Here is a 19,413-nt window from a genome sequence, read left to right as displayed (position 1 = left end):
GTATCGTGTTTTTGCTTTTCTTTGAAGCATTTACGCGTTAAAATCCGCCGTTTTTTTATTCCACGGGATTTGCCAATATGAACCAAGCGACTGTGACGCTGTTGCAAGATTATTATGATGCTTTTAACCGTCAGGATATGAATGCCTTTTTGGCTATGCTGACTGACGATGTGGTTCATGATGTGAACCAAAGTGGTCGGGAAATCGGCAAAGAAAAATTCAGTACATTCATGGATCGCATGAATGCCCATTACAAAGAGCAAATTGTCGATATTTCAATTACCACCAATGATGCGGGTGATCGTGCTGCGGTCGAATTTACCGTATTAGGTGAATATCTCAGTACAGATGAAGGTCTGCCAGAAGCTGCGGGTCAAAAATACAACCTGCCGGCCGGTGCTTTTTTTGTTATTCGTGACGGCAAAGTGGCTCGTATTACCAATTACTACAACTTGGAAGACTGGATCAAACAAGTTGTTGGTTAACTAGCTTGGCGTTTGCTGTTGCCATGACATCAGCAAACGCTTTTCTGATATCAACCCCGATTTGAGTTGACTCATGCTGGAATTGAAACGCCTTTCTGGTGAGGCGCTAAAAGACTATATCCCTGAATTAGCCAATTTGCGAATCACCGTTTTTCGCGACTTTCCTTATCTTTATGATGGGGATACTGCTTATGAAGCCAAGTATTTGCAGACTTATATTACCTGTCCTGAGAGTGTGATTGTTTTGGCTCTGGATGCAGGTAAAGTCGTGGGCGCGTCAACGGGTATTCCGCTGAAATTTGAGACAGAGGAAGTCAAGGCGCCCTTTATTAAGGCCGGGCTGGATATTGACAGCATCTTCTATTGTGGTGAATCCGTTTTATTGTCGAGTTATCGGGGACAGGGTGCGGGGGTGGCGTTTTTTGATCATCGTGAGGCGCATGCCCGTGAGTTAGGCGGATTTCAATATAGTTGTTTTTGTGGGGTACAACGCCCTGATGATCACCCACGTAAACCAGCCGGTTATAAACCCTTGGATAATTTCTGGCGCAAACGGGGTTATGAGAAACAGTCCGCCTTACAAACGACGTTTAGCTGGAAAGAAATTGGTGAGTCTGAAGAATCTCCCAAGCCAATGACTTTCTGGATGAAAACGCTGTAAACCATTTTATTGGCCTGCTATCACAGCAGCGCTTATTTTCAGGAGTGGCATGAGCAAAATTAAAGTCGCTGCGGCGCAGTACGATATTGGTTTTTTTCAACATTGGACAGATTTCGCCGACAAATTACATCAATGGGTGAAAGAGGCCGCTGAATTCAAGGCAAACCTGCTGGTGTTTCCTGAGTATGGCAGCATGGAACTGGCATCACTGTATGGCGAAACCGTGTATCGCGATCTCGGTAAACAATTGCATGCCATGCAGTCCTGTTATGCAGACTGGCAGGCGCTGCATGTTGAACTGGCCAGTCAATACGATGTGATGATTCTGGCCAGTACGTTTCCGGTACAGCAACCTGACGACAGTTTTCGCAACCGTGCCCACCTGTTTGGCGTTGATGGATTGATCGATTTTCAGGACAAATTGATCATGACCCGGTTTGAAAATGAACAATGGCTGATCAATCCCGGTACCGATATTAAAGTTATCGATACCGATATTGGCAAACTGGGTATCAATGTTTGCTATGACAGTGAGTTTCCATTGATCACGTATCAACAAGTTAAAGCCGGTGCTGATCTGATTCTGGCACCGAGTTGTACCGATACTGAAGCTGGATTTCATCGTGTTCGTATTGGTTGTCAGGCGCGGGCGTTGGAAAATCAATGCTATGTCGTGCAATCACCTACTTTTGGCAAAGCAGCCTGGTCAGAAGCTGTGGATGTCAATACCGGCCGTGCCAGTATCTATACACCGGTTGACTACGGTTTTCCGGATAATGGTATTTTGGTTGAAGGCGTTGGCGATAAACCGGGCTGGGTGTACGCGGATTTGGATTTAGCGGAAATCGCCCGTGTTAGACAACAAGGACAGGTTTTTAATTATCGTGACTGGCCAAAACAGCATTCGCTGAAGACACCGCAAACTAACTGATTGAAACGCCGCTTCCCGCGGCGTTTTTATTATCGTCGACAAAATCTTGCCGATTCATGGATGAAGCCGCTTGACGTTCTGCGTAAAATGGACACTCTCGCAGACAAACTTGGAGTACTGCATGACCGATGCGGCATCAATTGAAAAACTGATCCTTGATGTCACCGATCCGGAAACGGGTCTGACATTAAACGAAACGCGTGCCAAAGTACGTGTGCTGTCGGAATCGCCTTTAACGGTCGGCGTTACGCTGGGGTATCCCTGTCAAGGCTATCAAGCACAGCTAGCGCAAACCATCGCGAGTCGTCTCAGTGAACAAGGCGTCAGCGCGGCAATTGACATCAATGTGGCTATTACCAAACACAAAGTTCAACAAGGTGTCGCGGCGCTGGAAAATGTCAAAAATATTATTGCGGTTGCCTCGGGCAAAGGTGGTGTTGGGAAGTCCACAACGTCAGTAAATTTGGCCTTAGCCCTGGCGGCGGAAGGGGCCAGCGTGGGGTTGCTCGATGCCGATATTTATGGACCGAGTCAGCCCCGTATGCTGGGCTCCAGTCAGCGCCCGGAATCCACCGATGGCAAAACCATTGAGCCGGTTGAGCGTCATGGCATACAAAGTATGTCTATTGGTTACCTGATTGACGAAGAAGAGCCGATGGTCTGGCGCGGGCCAATGGTCACTCAGGCGCTGCAACAATTGCTGGGTGATACTAATTGGAAATCTCTCGACTATCTGGTGATTGATTTACCGCCAGGAACGGGTGATATTCAACTGACTTTATCGCAAAAAGTCCCGGTCAGTGGCGCCGTTATTGTCACGACGCCGCAGGATATTTCGCTGTTGGATGCGCGCAAGGCACTTCGCATGTTTGAAAAAGTGAAAGTACCGGTTCTGGGTGTGATAGAAAATATGAGCACGCACATTTGCAGTCAGTGTGGCCATGAGGAACCGATTTTTGGTCAGGGTGGCGGTCAATCGATGGCAGATCAGTATCACATTAACCTGCTGGGCAATTTGCCGCTGGATATTCGTATCCGTGAACATGCGGACGGTGGCGAGCCGACAGTTAAAAAAGAGCCGGCAGGCGAGATTGCCTTGGCTTATCGACAAATCGCTCGCCGTATCGGGGCGCAACTTGCCTGTCAGAGTAAAGATTATGCGTCAGCGTTTCCAAATATTGTCGTTAAAAACGATTGATGGCTATGATGGTCATTTTTTCCTAGCGGATTGGGTAACAATTGAATGAGTATCAAATCAGATAAATGGATTCGCCGCATGGCGGCGCAGGGCATGATCAGCCCGTTTGAACAAGGTCAGGTAAGAGAGGTTGGTGGCAGTCGAATAATTTCTTATGGCACCTCCAGCTACGGCTATGATGTCCGTTGCTCCAATGAGTTTAAAATTTTCACCAACATCAACTCGGCAATCGTTGACCCGAAAAATTTTGATGCCAATAGTTTCGTCGATGTGAAATCAGACGTGTGCATTATCCCGCCCAATTCGTTTGCGCTGGCGAGAACAGTAGAATCATTTAAAATTCCGCGAAATGTCCTGACCGTTTGTCTAGGCAAATCAACTTATGCGCGCTGTGGCATCATCGTCAATGTGACGCCACTGGAACCGGAATGGGAAGGTCAGGTGACATTGGAGTTCTCAAACACCACGCCTTTACCTGCCAAAATTTATGCCAATGAAGGGGTTGCGCAGATGCTGTTTTTTGAGTCAGATGAAGTCTGTGAAACCTCGTACGCTGACCGTGGTGGCAAATATCAGGGCCAACAAGGTGTGACCCTGCCAAAATCCTGAGGAGTGAGGATGGCGCTAATGCAGTACCGGATTGGTTTTGTGATCTTGATGGTCACGGTACTGGCTGGCTGTGATGCGTCACAGCAGGATTTACTGCAATGGCGACACAGTTCGGATAGTTATCACGCTGTTTTTTCAGCGGATAATCGTTATTTGTTAACCGCTGATACGCGAGCTGGGGCCCGATTGTGGGATCGACAAAACAACAGTCTTAAATTCGAATGGCAAAATGCGGCGGCAGATGCCGATGGCACGCAAGTGGTTGCCATTGCGGCCGATGCTGCGCGAGCCGTGACCGTTGAACGTGAAACGGTATTGGTCTGGGATATGGTCTCCGGTCAACCTCTGCATCGATTGACTTTCCCGATACGGGTCACCGCGGCGGCAATAGCGCCAGATGGCAGTCATCTCTTACTAGCACTGGCTGACCGTCGTGCAATTTATTTTGATATTGCCGAAAATCAAGTCCGTCATCGCTTTATTCATGATGGAAAAGCCGTCAATTCAACGGTCGATTTGCCAATCAGTGCGGTGGCAATATCACCTGATGGAAAACTGGCATTGACCGGTGGTGACGATTTTACTGCACGCTTGTGGGATTTGCAGACAGGTCAACAACAATTTAGCTGGCGACATGAAAACCGGGTCAATCTGGTTTATTTTGATCCGCAGTCGCGTTTTGTTGTGACCGGGGGCGAGAGTGAACAGGTGGTTTTACGGCACCTGACCACAGGCGAATCGCTGACGGAATTACGTTTATCAGCCTGGCCAGCACAGTGGTCGTTGCCTGCGTTTCCGGTGTTTGATTACACCACGACCGCAGTCAATATTTCAACAGATGGTCAGTTGCTGGTAACGGGGCATTCGAATGAAAAAGTCTGTGTCTGGCATATCCCCGCAGGAACCAAAGTTTCTTGCTGGAAATTACGCCGGCAAAACGCCTTGCAGCCGGGCATTATCGTTCAGGCAGTGGCTTTTTCAGAGCAGGGCGATCAGTTGATTGCCGTGGGCAGTGATGGCATTACGCAACAATGGCGATGGCAGGAGTAAGCATGCATAAACTGGTTTTTTTTGTTCCGGAATCGCATAAAGAAAGAGTGAAACAAGCGGTATTTGATGCCGGTGCAGGTCGGTTTGATGGCTATCAGTATTGCAGTTGGGAAAGCTTGGGTACCGGCCAGTTTCAACCGATGGCTGGCAGCCAACCTTTTATCGGGCAGGTAGATGAAATTGAACGTGTCAGTGAATATCGGGTCGAAGTAATTTGCCCGGACGCGCAACTCAAGCCCGTTATTACGGCGTTATTGCTGGCACACCCCTATGAAACACCGGCTTATGAATGCTGGCCAATTAAAACACTTGAGGATTTGACCTGATGAATGCACCACTGGCCCCCCAAACGATTTACCTTGCGGACTATCAGGTACCGGCCTATCTGGTTAAAACAGTCGATCTGCACTTTGATCTGGATCCGGCACAAACGCTGGTCAGCAGTAAATTGGAAATGATGCGAAATCCAGCGGGGCAGGGTGGTGCGTTGAAACTCGATGGTGAACAATTACAACTGCACTCGGTGACCTTAAATGGTCAGCGTCTCAGCGAAGCTGAATATGACTGTACTGATAGCCGTCTGGTCATTGACAGCTTACCTGATGAATTTACGCTGGAAATCGTCACCGAAATTCAACCGGATCAAAACACCGCACTGGAAGGTTTATATCACTCCGGACAGATTTTATGTACCCAATGTGAAGCAGAGGGCTTTCGTCGAATTACCTATTATCCGGATCGACCTGATGTGCTGGCCGTGTTTACGGTGACCTTGACGGCGGATAAAGCGCAATGGCCGATCATGCTCTCTAATGGCAATCAAGTGGCAAGTGGTGAGTTTGAAGATGGTCGGCATTGGGTTTGTTGGCACGACCCGCACCCCAAACCTGCTTATCTGTTTGCCTTAGTTGCCGGTGACTTGTATTGCCAACAGGATAGCTTTACCACGATGAGCGGCCGGCAAGTCACCTTGCAAATCTTTGTCGATCCGGAAAATAAGGCAAAGTGCGATCATGCGCTGCTCTCCCTGAAGCAAGCCATGCAGTGGGATGAACAGGCATTTGGCCGCGAGTATGATCTCGATATTTTCATGATCGTTGCGGTGAATGATTTCAATATGGGCGCCATGGAAAACAAGGGTCTCAATATTTTTAACGCCGCTTGTGTTCTGGCGAGTCCTGAAACTGCGACCGATGATGACTTCTATACCATCCAAAGTATTGTCGGTCATGAATATTTTCATAACTGGTCAGGCAATCGGGTGACCTGCCGTGACTGGTTTCAATTAAGCCTGAAAGAGGGCTTTACCGTGATGCGCGATCAATCTTTCAGTGCGGATCTGAATTCGGCTGCAGTGCAACGCATTGATGATGTTGATATGTTGCGGCGGATGCAGTTTGCTGAGGACGCCGGGCCGATGGCGCATCCTGTGCGTCCTGACAGCTACATGGAAATCAGCAATTTTTACACGGTGACCATTTATGAAAAAGGCGCCGAGGTGGTCAGAATGTTGAAAACACTGGCTGGCGATGCAGGTTTTCGACGCGGTACCGATTTGTACTTTGCCCGCCATGACGGGCAGGCCGTCACCACAGATGATTTTGTCAGCGCGATCGAAGAAGCAAATGATCTTGATTTGGCACAGTTTCAGCGTTGGTATACACAAGCGGGAACGCCGGAATTGACGGTGGAATGCAACTATAACCAAGCTGAAAAGACATTAACTGTCACCCTGCAGCAATCTTGCCCGGCGACACCGGGGCAACCTGAAAAACAGCCATTTTTGATTCCGGTGGCGGTTGGACTGATTGGTGAGCAGGGACAGAGTTTGCCACTGCAATTAACGGATGAAACTCAGCCAATAGATGGCGATACGCGTGTTCTTTTACTAACAGAAAACCAGCAAAATTTTACCTTTATCAACTTGCCTGAACGACCAAAACTGTCAGTTTTACGCGGTTTTTCTGCCCCAGTTAAACTTACCCAACAGCGTGATAACGCAGAGCTGGCCTTTATGATGGCCAATGACAGCGACAGTTTTAATCGTTGGGATGCCGGGCAAACACTGTTCATTAATATCTTGTTAGCCTTGATAGCTGAATATCAGTCAGGTAGCACGTTGGTTGTGCCGGAATTATTGACCGATCAATTAGCCGCTATTTTGGACAATGCGTCGGTCGAACCAGCGTTGACAGCACGCATGTTGACGCTGCCATCAGAAAATTATCTGGCTGCGCAAATGGCGGTTGCGGATGTTGATGCGATTCATGCTGTTCGTTCTTTTGTGAAGCGGAGCTTGGCCGTCACGCTGAAAATCCGGTTTGAAAACCTCTATCAGCAATTACATCAGATAAAACCCTACGAATTTAATGCGGCTGATTTAGCACAGCGTAGTCTCAAAAATACCTGCCTGTCTTATCTGATGACCTTAACTGAACCAGTGCAGGTTGAGCGTTGTCTGGCACAGATGGCGCAGGCAAACAATATGACGGATTTGCTGGCCGGATTGCGACTGATCGTTGATGTCGATGGACCACAAAGACAACAAGCACTGGAATCGTTTTACCAACAATGGCAGCACGATCGTCAGGTGGTCGATAAGTGGCTGACGGTGCAGGCATTATCGACTTTGCCAGGCACGCTGACCAATATCAAATCGTTGATGCAACATCCGGCGTTTAGTCTGAAAAATCCGAATAATGTGCGTGCTTTGATTGGTCAATTCTGCCGGAATAATCCCTCACAATTTCATGCTCGTGATGGCAGCGGTTATCAGTTTCTGGCTGAGCAGATTATCGCCTTGGATAAACTCAATCCGCAGGTGGCAGCGCGGCAACTGGGTGCGTTTAATTCATGGCGTCGCTATAACGCGGATCGACAGAAACAGATGCAGGCGGCATTGCAAATGATTGCCGATAAATCTGATTTATCTCCAGATGTCTACGAAATTGTTAGTAAATACTTGGCGGATTGAACATGGCATTTAAGCTACATCCACAGTTGAAAAACGATACTTTTCCGGTCGGTGATTTGCCGCTATGTCAGGTTTTGCTGATGAAGGATGCACGATTCACCTGGCTGATAATGGTGCCACGTCGAGATGCGGTGTCGGAGGTGTTTGAGTTAAACATGAAAGATCAACAACAGTTCTGGCATGAAAGTGCTCTGGTCGCTGAAAAACTGAAGAAGTTAAGTCACGCAGATAAAATTAATTTAGCGGCGTTAGGCAATCAGGTGCCACAATTGCACATGCATGTGATCGCCCGGTTTCAGTCCGATGCAGCGTGGCCGTTGCCGGTATGGGGTCAAGGTGATGCTGACCAATTTACTGATGAAACTGCGGATCAAACGCTATCACAGTTACGTGAAATGCTGGACGGGTTTTGGGTCAGTGGACAACAGACTCACGCTTAAACTGGCCATTGATACCAAGGAGGCGATGCGCTATTACCGGGGAGAAGTGCTCGCGGTCTGGGCGGTTGCAGAAAACGGTCAATCGGTGCAATTTCCGGCGTCACATTTGCGCCAGTACATTGATCAACAGGGTGTTCATGGCCGATTCTCGCTGGTTTTCGACAGTCAGTTCAAGTTACGGAAACTGGAGAGACTCAGTGATTGATTTGCAGTCAGGAAGGCGCTGATTTTTTCCGTTGATAAAGAATCAATTCACTGCCTGAAGCCATATCATGCCAGCTCAATTTGTCCGGGCTAAGCCACTGCCACCAGAACCCCAGCCCCATCGGCAACCATGACAATATTGCCACAGTGAAGCGTATCGCCGCTTGCGGCCAACTGATACCGGTTGTCCCTTGGCTGACTAGATAGACTTGCCAGGCGCGCATTCCTAAAGTTTGTCCGCCATGTGTCCAGAACCAGCCGTAAAACACAAAAATCACGCCAAGCAAGTACAGCAAAAAGAAGGGATTTTGCGCACTGATCGCATCACCACCATTAAGTGCTACGGCAATGCCCGCGGCGACTAACAGCGCAGAAATTAGCAGCAAGGTATCGTAAAACAGAATAGCCACCATCCTAAGTGGACTTGGGCGACGGCTTGTTTGCTCAGTTTCAGGCATGAATTGGCTCAATTTTATTGGGCGAAAAATAGCCTATAAAGTATCATATCCGCTTTCCAATTCAGTAAATCAGGTTTGACATGCAGCAATTTTCCGGCCGGTCGGCTTTTTCTGCTTTTCGCATCGAAAAATTACTCCGCAGCATTCGCAGTGAATTACCCGTTGTAACGACGTTGCGAAGTGACTATCGTTATTTTGCCGAGCTGGCCGATGACCGAACGCTGGATCCTCAGGATAAGGTCACTTTGCTAGAGTTGCTCGAAGCAACCGAAAACCAGCCACAGCTTGCCGAAAATGAGTCGCTGTTATTGGTCACGCCGCGTCCCGGGACAATTTCACCTTGGTCAAGTAAAGCCACAGATATTGTACATAACAGTGGTTTAACCGCGATTAAACGTGTTGAGCGAGGTATTTGTTTCACCATCACGGCATCACAGGCCTTAACCGAAGAAGAGAAACGCTGGGTCGCTGGCAAATTGCATGACCGTATGACCGATCATGTCTGGGAGACGGCCGATGCCGTCGATCAGTTATTCCATCACACCCCACCGCGTGTATTACAGACCATTGATATGCTAGGTGGTGGACGAGATGCTCTGGCTCAGGCAAATCAGTCGATGGGACTGGCCTTGGCAGAAGATGAAATCGATTATTTGTTTGAGAACTTTACGGCATTGCATCGTAACCCACACGATATCGAATTGATGATGTTTGCGCAGGCTAACTCAGAACATTGTCGCCACAAGATTTTTCGTGCCGACTGGATCATAGATGGCAAGCAACAGGATCGCAGTCTGTTCGACATGATTCGCTACACCCATGAACAACATCCGGAAGGTGTGGTGAAGGCGTACAGCGATAATTCCTCAGTGATTGGTGGCTTTCACAGCCAACGCTTTCAGGTTGATATGGCAGACAGCGGTTATCACTATCAAGGTGAAGTGCAACACATTTTGATGAAGGTGGAGACTCATAATCACCCAACGGCGATTTCGCCATTCCCCGGCGCAGCAACAGGATCCGGGGGCGAAATTCGAGATGAAGGCGCGACCGGTCGGGGATCCAAGCCAAAAGCCGGTTTGACCGGGTTTTCTGTTTCCAATCTGCATATTCCAGGCTTTGAACAGCCTTGGGAGCTGGCCTATGGCAAACCTGCCAGAATGGCCTCAGCGCTGCAAATCATGTTGGATGGCCCATTGGGCGGCGCTGCCTTCAATAACGAATTTGGTCGGCCCAACCTGTGTGGTTATTTCCGAACCTATGAAGCGCAAGTTGAGACTGAAAATGGCGTTGAAGTAAGAGGTTATCACAAGCCAATTATGGTTGCCGGCGGTTTGGGCTCAATTCGCCCACAGCATGTTGAAAAACACATCATGCAACCGGGGACCCAACTCATTGTACTGGGTGGGCCTGCCATGCTAATCGGGCTGGGTGGCGGTGCCGCCTCATCGGTTACCTCGGGCACCAGTGAGGAGGGACTCGATTTTGCCTCTGTGCAACGGGGCAATCCGGAAATGCAGCGTCGCTGTCAGGAAGTGATTGATCGGTGCGTTGCCTTAGATGACCATAATCCGATCGTCTCCGTCCATGATGTGGGCGCTGGTGGCTTGTCAAATGCTTTCCCTGAACTCGTCGATGATAGTGGTCGTGGTGGACAATTTGAATTGCGCGCTATTCCCAATGATGAGCCGGGCATGTCGCCAATGGAAATCTGGTGTAATGAATCGCAAGAGCGTTATGTGCTGGGGGTTGCAGCAGAACACGTCGAAGTATTTAAAACGATTTGTGAGCGCGAGCGTTGCCCTTGGGCGATTGTTGGCGAAACGACGGCAGAACAGCATCTGTTACTGCGTGATACGCATTTTGACAATAAGCCGATTGATATGCCGTTGTCGTTGTTATTGGGCAAACCGCCCAAAATGCTTCGCGATGTGCGACATCAGCATAATCCAAAACCGGATCTGAATCTTGACGGAGTCAGCCTTGTAGAAGCGACAGAACGGGTGCTGAAATTACCTGCCGTCGCCAGTAAATCCTTTTTGATTACCATTGGTGATCGCAGTATTACTGGGCTTGTTGCGCGAGATCAGATGGTGGGTCCGTGGCAGGTACCGGTTGCTGATTGTGCCGTGACATTAGCGGATCATCATGGTCTGCAGGGTGAAGCCATGTCGATGGGCGAGCGCACACCGCTTGCCGTTATTGACGCGCCAGCATCGGGCAGAATGGCTATTGGTGAAGCCATCACCAATATTGCCGCTGCTGATATTGCAGCCTTGAGTGATATTAAATTATCAGCAAACTGGATGGCAGCGTGTGGCCATGAGGGTGAAGATGCGCTGCTTTATGACACAGTTAAAGCAGTCGGTATGTCGCTTTGTCCTGAATTAGGTATTGCTATTCCGGTTGGCAAAGATTCTTTGTCAATGAAAACGGTCTGGCACGACAACGAGACAAAAAAATCCGTTGTCTCGCCCCTGTCGCTGATTATCAGTGCCTTTGCGCCAGTCGTTGATGCCAGCAAAACACTGACCCCGCAGCTTCGGACTGACTTGGGACAAACGCATTTGCTGTATCTGGACCTGGGACAAGGTCAACATCGGCTGGCCGGATCAGCTTTGGCGCAAGTTTATCAACAAACCGGAAATCAAACACCGGATGTCGATAATCCGCAAATTTTGAAACAGTTTTTCAAAGCCATGCAGCGCTTAAAACAAGACCGTTTGTTGCTGGCCTATCACGATCGCAGTGACGGTGGCTTACTGGCGACTTTGGCTGAGATGGCTTTTGCGGCGCGTTGTGGTCTGGATATCACGCTGCCGGCGCTGGCGGATCCGTTGGCCATGTTGTTCAATGAAGAACTCGGTGTGGTGATGCAGGTTGAGGAGCAACACTTGTCTACAGTGATGGTGGTGTTGCAGCAATACGAGTTAGAGAAGTATTGCCATGCTATCGGTGAGCCAGTTGCCAATCAGCAGATTAGCGTCAAGATGGATGAAACCGTCTTGCTGGATTTACCTCGTCGGCAAATGCAACAGTGGTGGGCAGAAACCAGTTATCAAATGCAGGCGTTGCGAGATAATCCCGCTTGTGCGGAACAAGAGTTTGCGACCATCGCAGATGAAGCCGATCCGGGGCTATCGGCGCGGTTAAGCTTTGATTTGGCGAGCCCGATTGAGCTGCCTCAGATCAATTTCGGCGCCAAACCCAAAATTGCAATTTTACGTGAGCAGGGTGTCAATGGTCAGATGGAAATGGCCGCTGCTTTTGATCGTGCCGGCTTCGCGGCGATTGATGTCCATATGAGCGATATCATCAACGGCCGTATTGACCTTACGGACATGAAAGGGCTGGTGGCCTGTGGCGGATTTTCTTATGGTGATGTGTTGGGCGCTGGTCGTGGTTGGGCTGGGACTATTTTGTTCAACACGCGAGCGCGTGACGTCTTTAGTGCCTTTTTTGCACGCACGGACTCTTTTGCACTGGGTGTCTGCAATGGTTGTCAGATGCTGTCACAACTAAAAGCATTAATCCCTGGCAGTGATCATTGGCCCAGATTTAGCCGAAATCTGTCTGAACAGTTTGAAGCCCGTTTGTCGCTGGTGGAGGTGACGGCATCGCCATCAATTCTGTTGGCGGATATGGCCGGCTCGATGATGCCAATTGCGGTAGCACATGGCGAGGGTCGAGTCGATTTCAATGAAACGGGCGATATGAGTCAGGCGCTGAGCGCACTGCGCTATGTTGATCATTATGGTCAGCCGACAGAAGCCTATCCATTTAATCCGAACGGTTCAGCTGCGGGGCAGACTGGCTTTACCACGACCGATGGTCGAGTCACTATCATGATGCCGCATCCCGAGCGTGTGATTCGCAGTGTGCAACATTCATGGCATCCACCGCAGTGGCAAGATGATAGCCCTTGGCTGCGCCTCTTCCAGAACGCACGACGCTGGGTGAACTGAGACGTTATGTGGCTGCCTTGCTTGATCTGGGCTGGCAGTGAGGGACGGCTTAAAGCCGGGCTGTGCTGTTTAGGTTGGCTTTGTTTACTGACCAGCACCTTAAGTTGGGCGGCGCCACCAGAGCGTCAGGTATTGAGTCAACAGCCATGGTATTACCAATGGGGAGATGTGTCGGCAGCGTCGGTCCATACGGATAATCAAAACTGGCAGTCGCTGACCTTTCCCGCCAATCCGCCAGACCGGAACGGAGAGGCATTTTTGTGGTTAAAGACGACGCTACCAACGCATCATTTTCAAGAACCGGTTATTTACATTACCAGTGTTGATTTAACCATTGCAGCCTATCTTGACGGCCAAAAGATTTACCAGTTTGGCGAAGTTACTGCTGATTCAGCGCCACAATTTATCGGCTGGCCATGGCATGAAATTCCGTTGCCGCCGGATGCTGCAGGCAAAACGCTGACCTTAAAAATCTTTTCTGATTACACGGAAATCGGACTTTGGGGCGACATCTGGCTGACCGAGCGTTCGGATCTGCATTTGCACCTTATCCGTGATGGTTTTGATGAACTTCTGATTGCAGGCTTCCTGTTGCTGCTGGGGATTACGGCGCTAATTTTTGCATTTATGCGGCGCGAAAATGGCGGCTTTTTTTACCTCGGCTGTTTTGCACTGGTGACCGCCGGTAATTTGCTTGGTGAAAGCCAACTGTTGCAACTCATCGCTTCCGCACCGTTGTTAAAAGTTTATCTGGCAGCGATGTGTTATTTTTTGACGCCCGTATTTATTGCCATGCTCCTAAGTCACTGGTGCCAGCGCAGTGACCAGTGGGCTTTTCGCACATTAGCTTTAATTCACGTCCTATTTCTGAGCATCGCGTTGGGCCTCTCCTTGTCTGGCTTGGTGAATCTGTCCATTTTTTATCCCGCTTTTGACCTGCTTTTTATCGTCACCTGTATTTTGATGACCGGACTGGCATTACATCATTATCGTCAATATAAATTCGAGCAACGTATGGTGATGTTGGCCTTTTTTATCTACGCCGCATTCCTGTTTGCAGATATGTTGATTGCGCATGGGTTTACCCCATGGGTGGACTTTCCATTGGCTTTAGGGGCGCTGTTATTTGCGTTGATTGTTTCCATGGTGTCTTTATCACACTTTAAACAATTACAAACAGCATTGGAGAGAATGAACAATGATCTCGAGTCCCATGTCATGGCAAGAACAGCCGAATTACAAGGGTACGTTGATCGTGAAATGGAACGATCTCAGCAGTTATTACGCATCAATGAATTCAGTCTCCGACTGGAGCAGTTGATCGGCAAAATGCAGCAGTGCAATGAGGTGCAGACTGCTACGCGTCTGGTTTGTGAGGGGATTCATGAGGTCTTCAAGCCCTGGGTTTTCCGCGCCCAGCCAGTCGGAACCTTAAGCCGATCAGAACGGCCGCAAGGCCGACATCATCGTATTGTTGTGATTGATGATTTGCAGGGTCATAAAGTACCTCATCTCATCATTTCAAATGACGAGAGGTTAACTCAGGATCAGGAAAGTGCACAGGTTATTTCTGGTTTTATGAATCGTGTGACCGAACGATTAGGGATTACACTGAGCAGCATCAGGTTACGCGAAAACCTGCAAAAAATGTCGTTTGAAGATGCCCTGACCGGACTGAAAAACCGTCGTTATCTTGATGATGCTTTGCCTCGTGAATATCAATTGGCACAACGGTATCAACAGCCGCTTTCAGTAATGATGTGTGATATCGATTTTTTTAAAAACTTTAACGACACCTTTGGTCACGAAGCGGGTGATATGGCATTGCGCAGTGTGGCCACTCAAATGCTGGAACACTTTCGAGAAACCGATATTCCCTGTCGCTATGGCGGGGAAGAATTTGTGGTATTAATGCCTGGTGCCAGTGCCCAAGCGGCATACAATCGTGCTCGGGATTTGTTACTGAAGATTGCTGCACGAAAAATTTCGTATCAGGGACGCGATCTGGCCGCGCTGACACTTTCTATCGGTATCGCGTGTTGGCGAGGCGTGGGCGACTTACCAGAGGATTTGTTGCTGCAGGCGGATAAAACGCTGTACCGCGCCAAAATGGCAGGACGCAATTGCATCGAGATGGCGGTATTCCCGCCGTCTGAATCAGACCACTAAACGCATATTTTAGAGGCAAGAAACACGGCTTGCTGAAACCTGCTATTACTGCTTGAATACCGTCATCAACTTGGCGGAGCGACAATGATGGAATGGCTTTCTGACCCCAATCTCTGGATTGCACTCGCAACCCTGACGGCATTGGAAATTGTGCTGGGCATTGACAATATTATCTTTATTTCGGTGCTGGTCAGTCGATTGCCGCCCGAACAACGTCAACAGGCCAGATTGATTGGGCTTGGTTTGGCAATGGGCACACGCATCCTGCTCCTACTGGTGTTGACGTGGATTATGGGATTAACGCAGCCGTTATTTTCGGTGTTAGCACAAACGTTTAGTGGTCGAGATTTAATTTTACTTGCCGGTGGTCTGTTCTTATTGGCGAAAAGTACCCATGAAATTCATCACAGCCTTGAGGCGGGAAATAGACCAGACCCTCACCAGCCACTTGTTTATACAACCAGTTTTGCAGCCGTCATTACTCAAATTGCGATTATTGATCTTGTTTTTTCACTGGACTCGGTAATTACTGCGGTGGGCTTGGTCGAGCAGGTCAGTATCATGATTATCGCGATCATCATTGCCGTTGTTGTGATGATGTTTTCTGCCAAAACAATCGGTGATTTTGTTGATACACACCCAACGATTAAAATCTTGGCACTTAGTTTTCTTATTTTGATAGGCTTTACCTTGATGGCAGAAGGCTTGGGGCTGCATATACCAAAAGGCTACATTTATTTTGCTATGGCTTTTTCTGTCGTTGTGGAAATGTTGAATATCCGTATCCGAAAACGGCATCAGCCAGTGCAGTTAAATCGGCGGCTTCCGGATCAACAAGATGACTGACGCGCCCCAAGTGGTATTGCTACACGGCTTGCTAAGAAGCCGGTACAGCATGCGGAATATGGATCGATTTTTACAAAAATCAGGTTTTGAAACCTTAAATTTGTCGTATCCAAGCCGACGCTATCCAATCGAACAACTCGCAACAAACCATGTCTTACCCAAGCTGACAAATCTTGAACCGTCAAAGCCGGTTCATTTTGTCACGCATTCTATGGGCGCTATGATTGTCAGGTGTTTGGCGCGTCAGCATCCCAGCTTAATACTCGGTCATGTTGTGATGTTGGCCCCACCTAATCAAGGCAGTGAAATTGTCGACAGGTTGGCGAAATGGTCTTTATTTAGTCAGCTAATTGGGCCTGCAGGTCAACAGCTGTCCACGCATGAGGGTGCATTACCAGCAGCATTAGGTAAGGCAAGTTTCAATGCCGGTATCATTGCCGGAGACAGAGCTGGCCTGTGTTTGTTTTCCCGTTATCTACCGAAACCCCACGATGGCAAGGTATCGGTTGCCAGCACAAAACTGGTGGGGATGTGCGACAGCATTACGGTGAGGCGAAGTCATACTTTCATTATGAACAGTGCTGAAGTCCAACAGCAGACTCATCATTTTTTAAAGCATGGCCAATTTAAGCACACCTAGCAATTAGTCCCAGCTATACGCCTGATGTTTATTCAGCGTAGTGACGTTTTAATAATATGTACAGGGCACCCGAGCCACCGTCATTAACGGTGGCACTGGCAAAAGCCAGTACCGAAGGATGTTGTCGCAGCCAGGTGTTCACCTTGCTTTTCAAAATAGGCAGATTATCCCGCGAACTCCAGCCTTTGCCGTGAATAATACGAACACAGCGAATCTGTTGTTGTAGACAAGCCATGAGAAATTCAGCCAGCATTGGTTCCGCTCGATCTGAGGTGAGTCCATGTAGATCCAACTCGGCCTCAATATGAATTTTACCAGCACGCAGCTTGGCAAATTGCCGATGTTGAATTCCGGGACGTTTAAATAACAATACTTCTTCATTACCAACCAGGGTATCTGCGACCATGTCAGAAAAGCCGGGGGCCGGATCAGTCAATGGCGGCGCAGTCTGGTGTCGCTGAATTTTTGTGGCAACCTTGGGTGGATTAATCCGATTACTCGCGCGCAGCGGTGCCGCATCAGCGACTTCTTGACGAAATAAGGCAGCGTCATCTGCGATGTCATGTTTTTTTTCGTCTGTCATGCGCCGCGACCAATCTGTTCACCGTTAGATAATAGCATTAGAAGAGCATGCTGGACGAGTGCTGACATAAGGTCAGCCAGCGAATTGGCAATGATAAGCCCTGGCCTGTTGATAGTGTTCACCCAGCAAAAAATACAATGCGTTTGCACAAAATCAGGCAATTGGTTTAGCATAAAAAAACTTGTCGGGGTGCCCGTTTGCATTTTCAAATGTGGCTGAGATGAAACCCGTTGAACCTGAAGAGGTTAAGACCTCCGTAGGAAACAAGCCGGTATTTTCGGTCTGCGATACAGTTACGTCTGCAGGTAGCCGCCGTAGGTACTCATCCCTTGTTCGCTGACGCGCAACGATTTCATTTCCCCGACTTTTTTATAACAAGAGGGGGAGCGTCATGTCAGTCAAAGCCAATGTTATCGATATCAGTCAACGTAGTGGTATCAGCACCGCGCCACTGGATGGTAGTGAAAAAGTGTATGTCCGCGGTAGCCGTGATGATATCCGTGTGCCATTTCGCGAAATCAAACTGACGGATACGCCGAATCGAACGCCCGGTTTGCCCGGCACGCCCAATGCGCCTGTTCTGGTTTACGACACCTCTGGTATTTATACCGATCCGCTGGTTGAGATTGATATTGAAAAAGGTCTGCCGGCAATTCGTGCTGACTGGATTACTGATCGCAATGATACAGAACAATTATCGGCGTTCAGCTCTCAATTTACCCGTGATCAGGATGAAAAAGCGTTTGACATTCCGTTATTTTCACATCGCCGCCTGCCGCGTCGTGCCAAACCCGGCAAAAATGTGACGCAAATGCATTATGCCCGCCGCGGCATTATCACCCCCGAAATGGAATATATTGCGATTCGTGAAAGTATGGGCCGTGCCGCGATGCATGATGCCGGCACCCTGCCTGATGGCAACGCAAGCCATATCACGGCTGAGTATGTTCGACAGGAAGTCGCAGAGGGACGTGCGATTATTCCGGCGAATATTAATCACCCTGAAGCCGAGCCAATGATTATTGGTCGAAATTTCCTAGTCAAAATTAACGCCAATATTGGTAATTCAGCAACGACCTCATCAATTGAAGAAGAGGTTGAAAAAATGGTCTGGAGCACCCGTTGGGGGGGTGATACGGTAATGGATTTATCCACGGGCAAACATATTCATCAGACCCGGGAGTGGATTATTCGCAACTCGCCAGTGCCAATCGGCACCGTACCTTTGTATCAGGCATTGGAAAAAGTCAAAGGCGTGGCTGAAGATTTAAGCTGGGAAGTGTTTCGGGATACCTTGATTGAACAAGCCGAGCAGGGAGTGAGTTACTTTACCATCCATGCCGGTGTGCGGTTGGCGCATATTCCGCTTTCAGTGGATCGCATTACCGGTATCGTTTCCCGTGGCGGATCCATTATGGCGGCATGGTGTCTTGCCCATCATCAGGAAAGTTTTCTCTATACCCATTTCGAAGAAATCTGTGAAATCATGAAAGCCTACGACGTATCGTTTTCGCTGGGTGATGGGCTGCGTCCGGGCTGTCAGGCCGATGCCAATGATGCCGCCCAGTTTGCAGAGCTGAGAACATTGGGCGAACTGACAGAAATTGCCTGGCGGCATGATGTGCAGGTCATGGTCGAGGGGCCGGGGCATGTGCCGATGCACAAAATCAAAGAAAATATGGATTTGCAGCTCGATGTCTGCAAAGAAGCGCCGTTCTACACACTAGGTCCATTGGTCACCGATATTGCGCCGGGCTACGATCATATTACCTCAGGTATCGGGGCAGCCATGATTGGTTGGTTTGGTACAGCAATGCTCTGTTATGTCACGCCAAAAGAGCATTTAGGTTTGCCCAATAAGGACGATGTGAAAACGGGCATTATCACATACAAAATTGCCGCGCATGCGGCAGATTTGGCAAAGGGACATCCCGGCGCACAGGTTCGTGATGATGCGATTTCTAAAGCACGGTTTGAATTCCGTTGGGAAGATCAGTTTAACCTGGGGCTGGATCCGGATACCGCCAGGGCGTTTCATGATGAAACGCTGCCCCAACCTAAAGCCAAAGAAGCCCACTTTTGCTCAATGTGTGGGCCGAAATTTTGCTCAATGAAGATCTCGCATGATGTCAAACAGGCCTTTGACGAAAAATCGGCAGAGTTCAAAGCGGCCGGCAGTAAAATTTATCAGGAGGTGTAG

General features: G+C 48.8%; 17 protein-coding genes and 1 riboswitch. Of the genes, 15 read left to right on the top strand and 2 right to left on the bottom strand.

Annotation, left to right across the window (positions count from 1 at the left end; genetic code table 11):
* Positions 1-77: 77 nt before the first annotated feature.
* From Q7C_RS00745 to Q7C_RS13430, 10 genes are all read left to right on the top strand, one after another.
* Entirely contained in the window at positions 78-485 is a 408-nt protein-coding gene (locus tag Q7C_RS00745) for a ketosteroid isomerase-related protein (RefSeq protein WP_014702786.1), read from the top strand.
* Between the two features lie 73 nt (positions 486-558).
* Entirely contained in the window at positions 559-1,146 is a 588-nt protein-coding gene (locus tag Q7C_RS00740) for a GNAT family N-acetyltransferase (protein WP_014702785.1), read from the top strand.
* Between the two features lie 49 nt (positions 1,147-1,195).
* The gene (locus Q7C_RS00735; protein WP_014702784.1) at positions 1,196-2,077 is read left to right on the top strand and encodes a carbon-nitrogen hydrolase family protein; all 882 of its coding nucleotides are present in this window, start codon (positions 1,196-1,198) and stop codon (positions 2,075-2,077) included.
* A 121-nt stretch (positions 2,078-2,198) separates the two neighbouring features.
* Positions 2,199-3,275, top strand: a complete 1,077-nt coding sequence (gene apbC, locus Q7C_RS00730) for an iron-sulfur cluster carrier protein ApbC (RefSeq protein WP_014702783.1) — start codon at positions 2,199-2,201, stop codon at positions 3,273-3,275.
* Between the two features lie 45 nt (positions 3,276-3,320).
* Positions 3,321-3,884, top strand: coding sequence for a dCTP deaminase (gene dcd, locus Q7C_RS00725; protein WP_014702782.1), 564 nt, complete (start codon positions 3,321-3,323; stop codon positions 3,882-3,884).
* A gap of 9 nt (positions 3,885-3,893) precedes the next feature.
* Positions 3,894-4,934, top strand: a complete 1,041-nt coding sequence (locus Q7C_RS00720) for a WD40 repeat domain-containing protein (protein WP_014702781.1) — start codon at positions 3,894-3,896, stop codon at positions 4,932-4,934.
* A 2-nt stretch (positions 4,935-4,936) separates the two neighbouring features.
* Complete coding sequence (locus Q7C_RS00715) at positions 4,937-5,260, top strand: YqfO family protein (protein WP_014702780.1); 324 nt, start codon at positions 4,937-4,939, stop codon at positions 5,258-5,260.
* On the top strand, positions 5,260-7,908 hold the full coding sequence (pepN, locus tag Q7C_RS00710; protein ID WP_014702779.1) for an aminopeptidase N: 2,649 nt from the start codon (positions 5,260-5,262) through the stop codon (positions 7,906-7,908). Before Q7C_RS00715 ends, pepN begins: the two co-directional genes overlap by 1 nt.
* 2 nt (positions 7,909-7,910) lie before the next feature.
* Positions 7,911-8,348, top strand: coding sequence for an HIT domain-containing protein (locus tag Q7C_RS00705; RefSeq protein WP_014702778.1), 438 nt, complete (start codon positions 7,911-7,913; stop codon positions 8,346-8,348).
* Positions 8,326-8,553, top strand: a complete 228-nt coding sequence (locus Q7C_RS13430; protein WP_014702777.1) for a DUF2835 domain-containing protein — start codon at positions 8,326-8,328, stop codon at positions 8,551-8,553. The genes Q7C_RS00705 and Q7C_RS13430 overlap by 23 nt, the downstream gene beginning before the upstream one ends.
* 7 nt (positions 8,554-8,560) lie before the next feature.
* Here the strand turns inward: Q7C_RS13430 and Q7C_RS00695 are convergent, their stop codons facing one another.
* Positions 8,561-9,010: an RDD family protein gene (locus Q7C_RS00695; RefSeq protein WP_041366320.1), complete on the bottom strand. Its 450-nt coding sequence runs from the start codon at positions 9,008-9,010 to the stop codon at positions 8,561-8,563.
* A gap of 80 nt (positions 9,011-9,090) precedes the next feature.
* On the opposite strand from Q7C_RS00695, the gene purL reads away from it, so the two are divergent.
* From purL to Q7C_RS00675, 4 genes are all read left to right on the top strand, one after another.
* Positions 9,091-12,975 carry a phosphoribosylformylglycinamidine synthase gene (purL, locus tag Q7C_RS00690; RefSeq protein ID WP_014702775.1) on the top strand — a complete coding sequence of 1,295 codons (3,885 nt, stop codon included), beginning with the start codon at positions 9,091-9,093 and terminating at the stop codon, positions 12,973-12,975.
* A gap of 6 nt (positions 12,976-12,981) precedes the next feature.
* On the top strand, positions 12,982-15,144 hold the full coding sequence (locus Q7C_RS00685; RefSeq protein WP_014702774.1) for a GGDEF domain-containing protein: 2,163 nt from the start codon (positions 12,982-12,984) through the stop codon (positions 15,142-15,144).
* An 84-nt stretch (positions 15,145-15,228) separates the two neighbouring features.
* Entirely contained in the window at positions 15,229-15,990 is a 762-nt protein-coding gene (locus Q7C_RS00680; RefSeq protein WP_014702773.1) for a TerC family protein, read from the top strand.
* Positions 15,983-16,630, top strand: a complete 648-nt coding sequence (locus tag Q7C_RS00675) for an esterase/lipase family protein (protein ID WP_041366318.1) — start codon at positions 15,983-15,985, stop codon at positions 16,628-16,630. The genes Q7C_RS00680 and Q7C_RS00675 overlap by 8 nt, the downstream gene beginning before the upstream one ends.
* Before the next feature lie 28 nt (positions 16,631-16,658).
* Here the strand turns inward: Q7C_RS00675 and Q7C_RS00670 are convergent, their stop codons facing one another.
* Positions 16,659-17,213 (bottom strand): Smr/MutS family protein, encoded by a 555-nt coding sequence (locus Q7C_RS00670; RefSeq protein ID WP_014702771.1) that lies wholly within the window; start codon positions 17,211-17,213, stop codon positions 16,659-16,661.
* 175 nt (positions 17,214-17,388) lie between these two features.
* Positions 17,389-17,493, top strand: a riboswitch (TPP riboswitch).
* 111 nt (positions 17,494-17,604) lie between these two features.
* On the opposite strand from Q7C_RS00670, the gene thiC reads away from it, so the two are divergent.
* Positions 17,605-19,413, top strand: coding sequence for a phosphomethylpyrimidine synthase ThiC (gene thiC / locus Q7C_RS00660; RefSeq protein ID WP_014702770.1), 1,809 nt, complete (start codon positions 17,605-17,607; stop codon positions 19,411-19,413).

Source organism: Methylophaga frappieri, assembly GCF_000260965.1.
GTDB lineage: Bacteria > Pseudomonadota > Gammaproteobacteria > Nitrosococcales > Methylophagaceae > Methylophaga > Methylophaga frappieri.
This window is presented reverse-complemented; position numbering and strand designations above follow the sequence as displayed.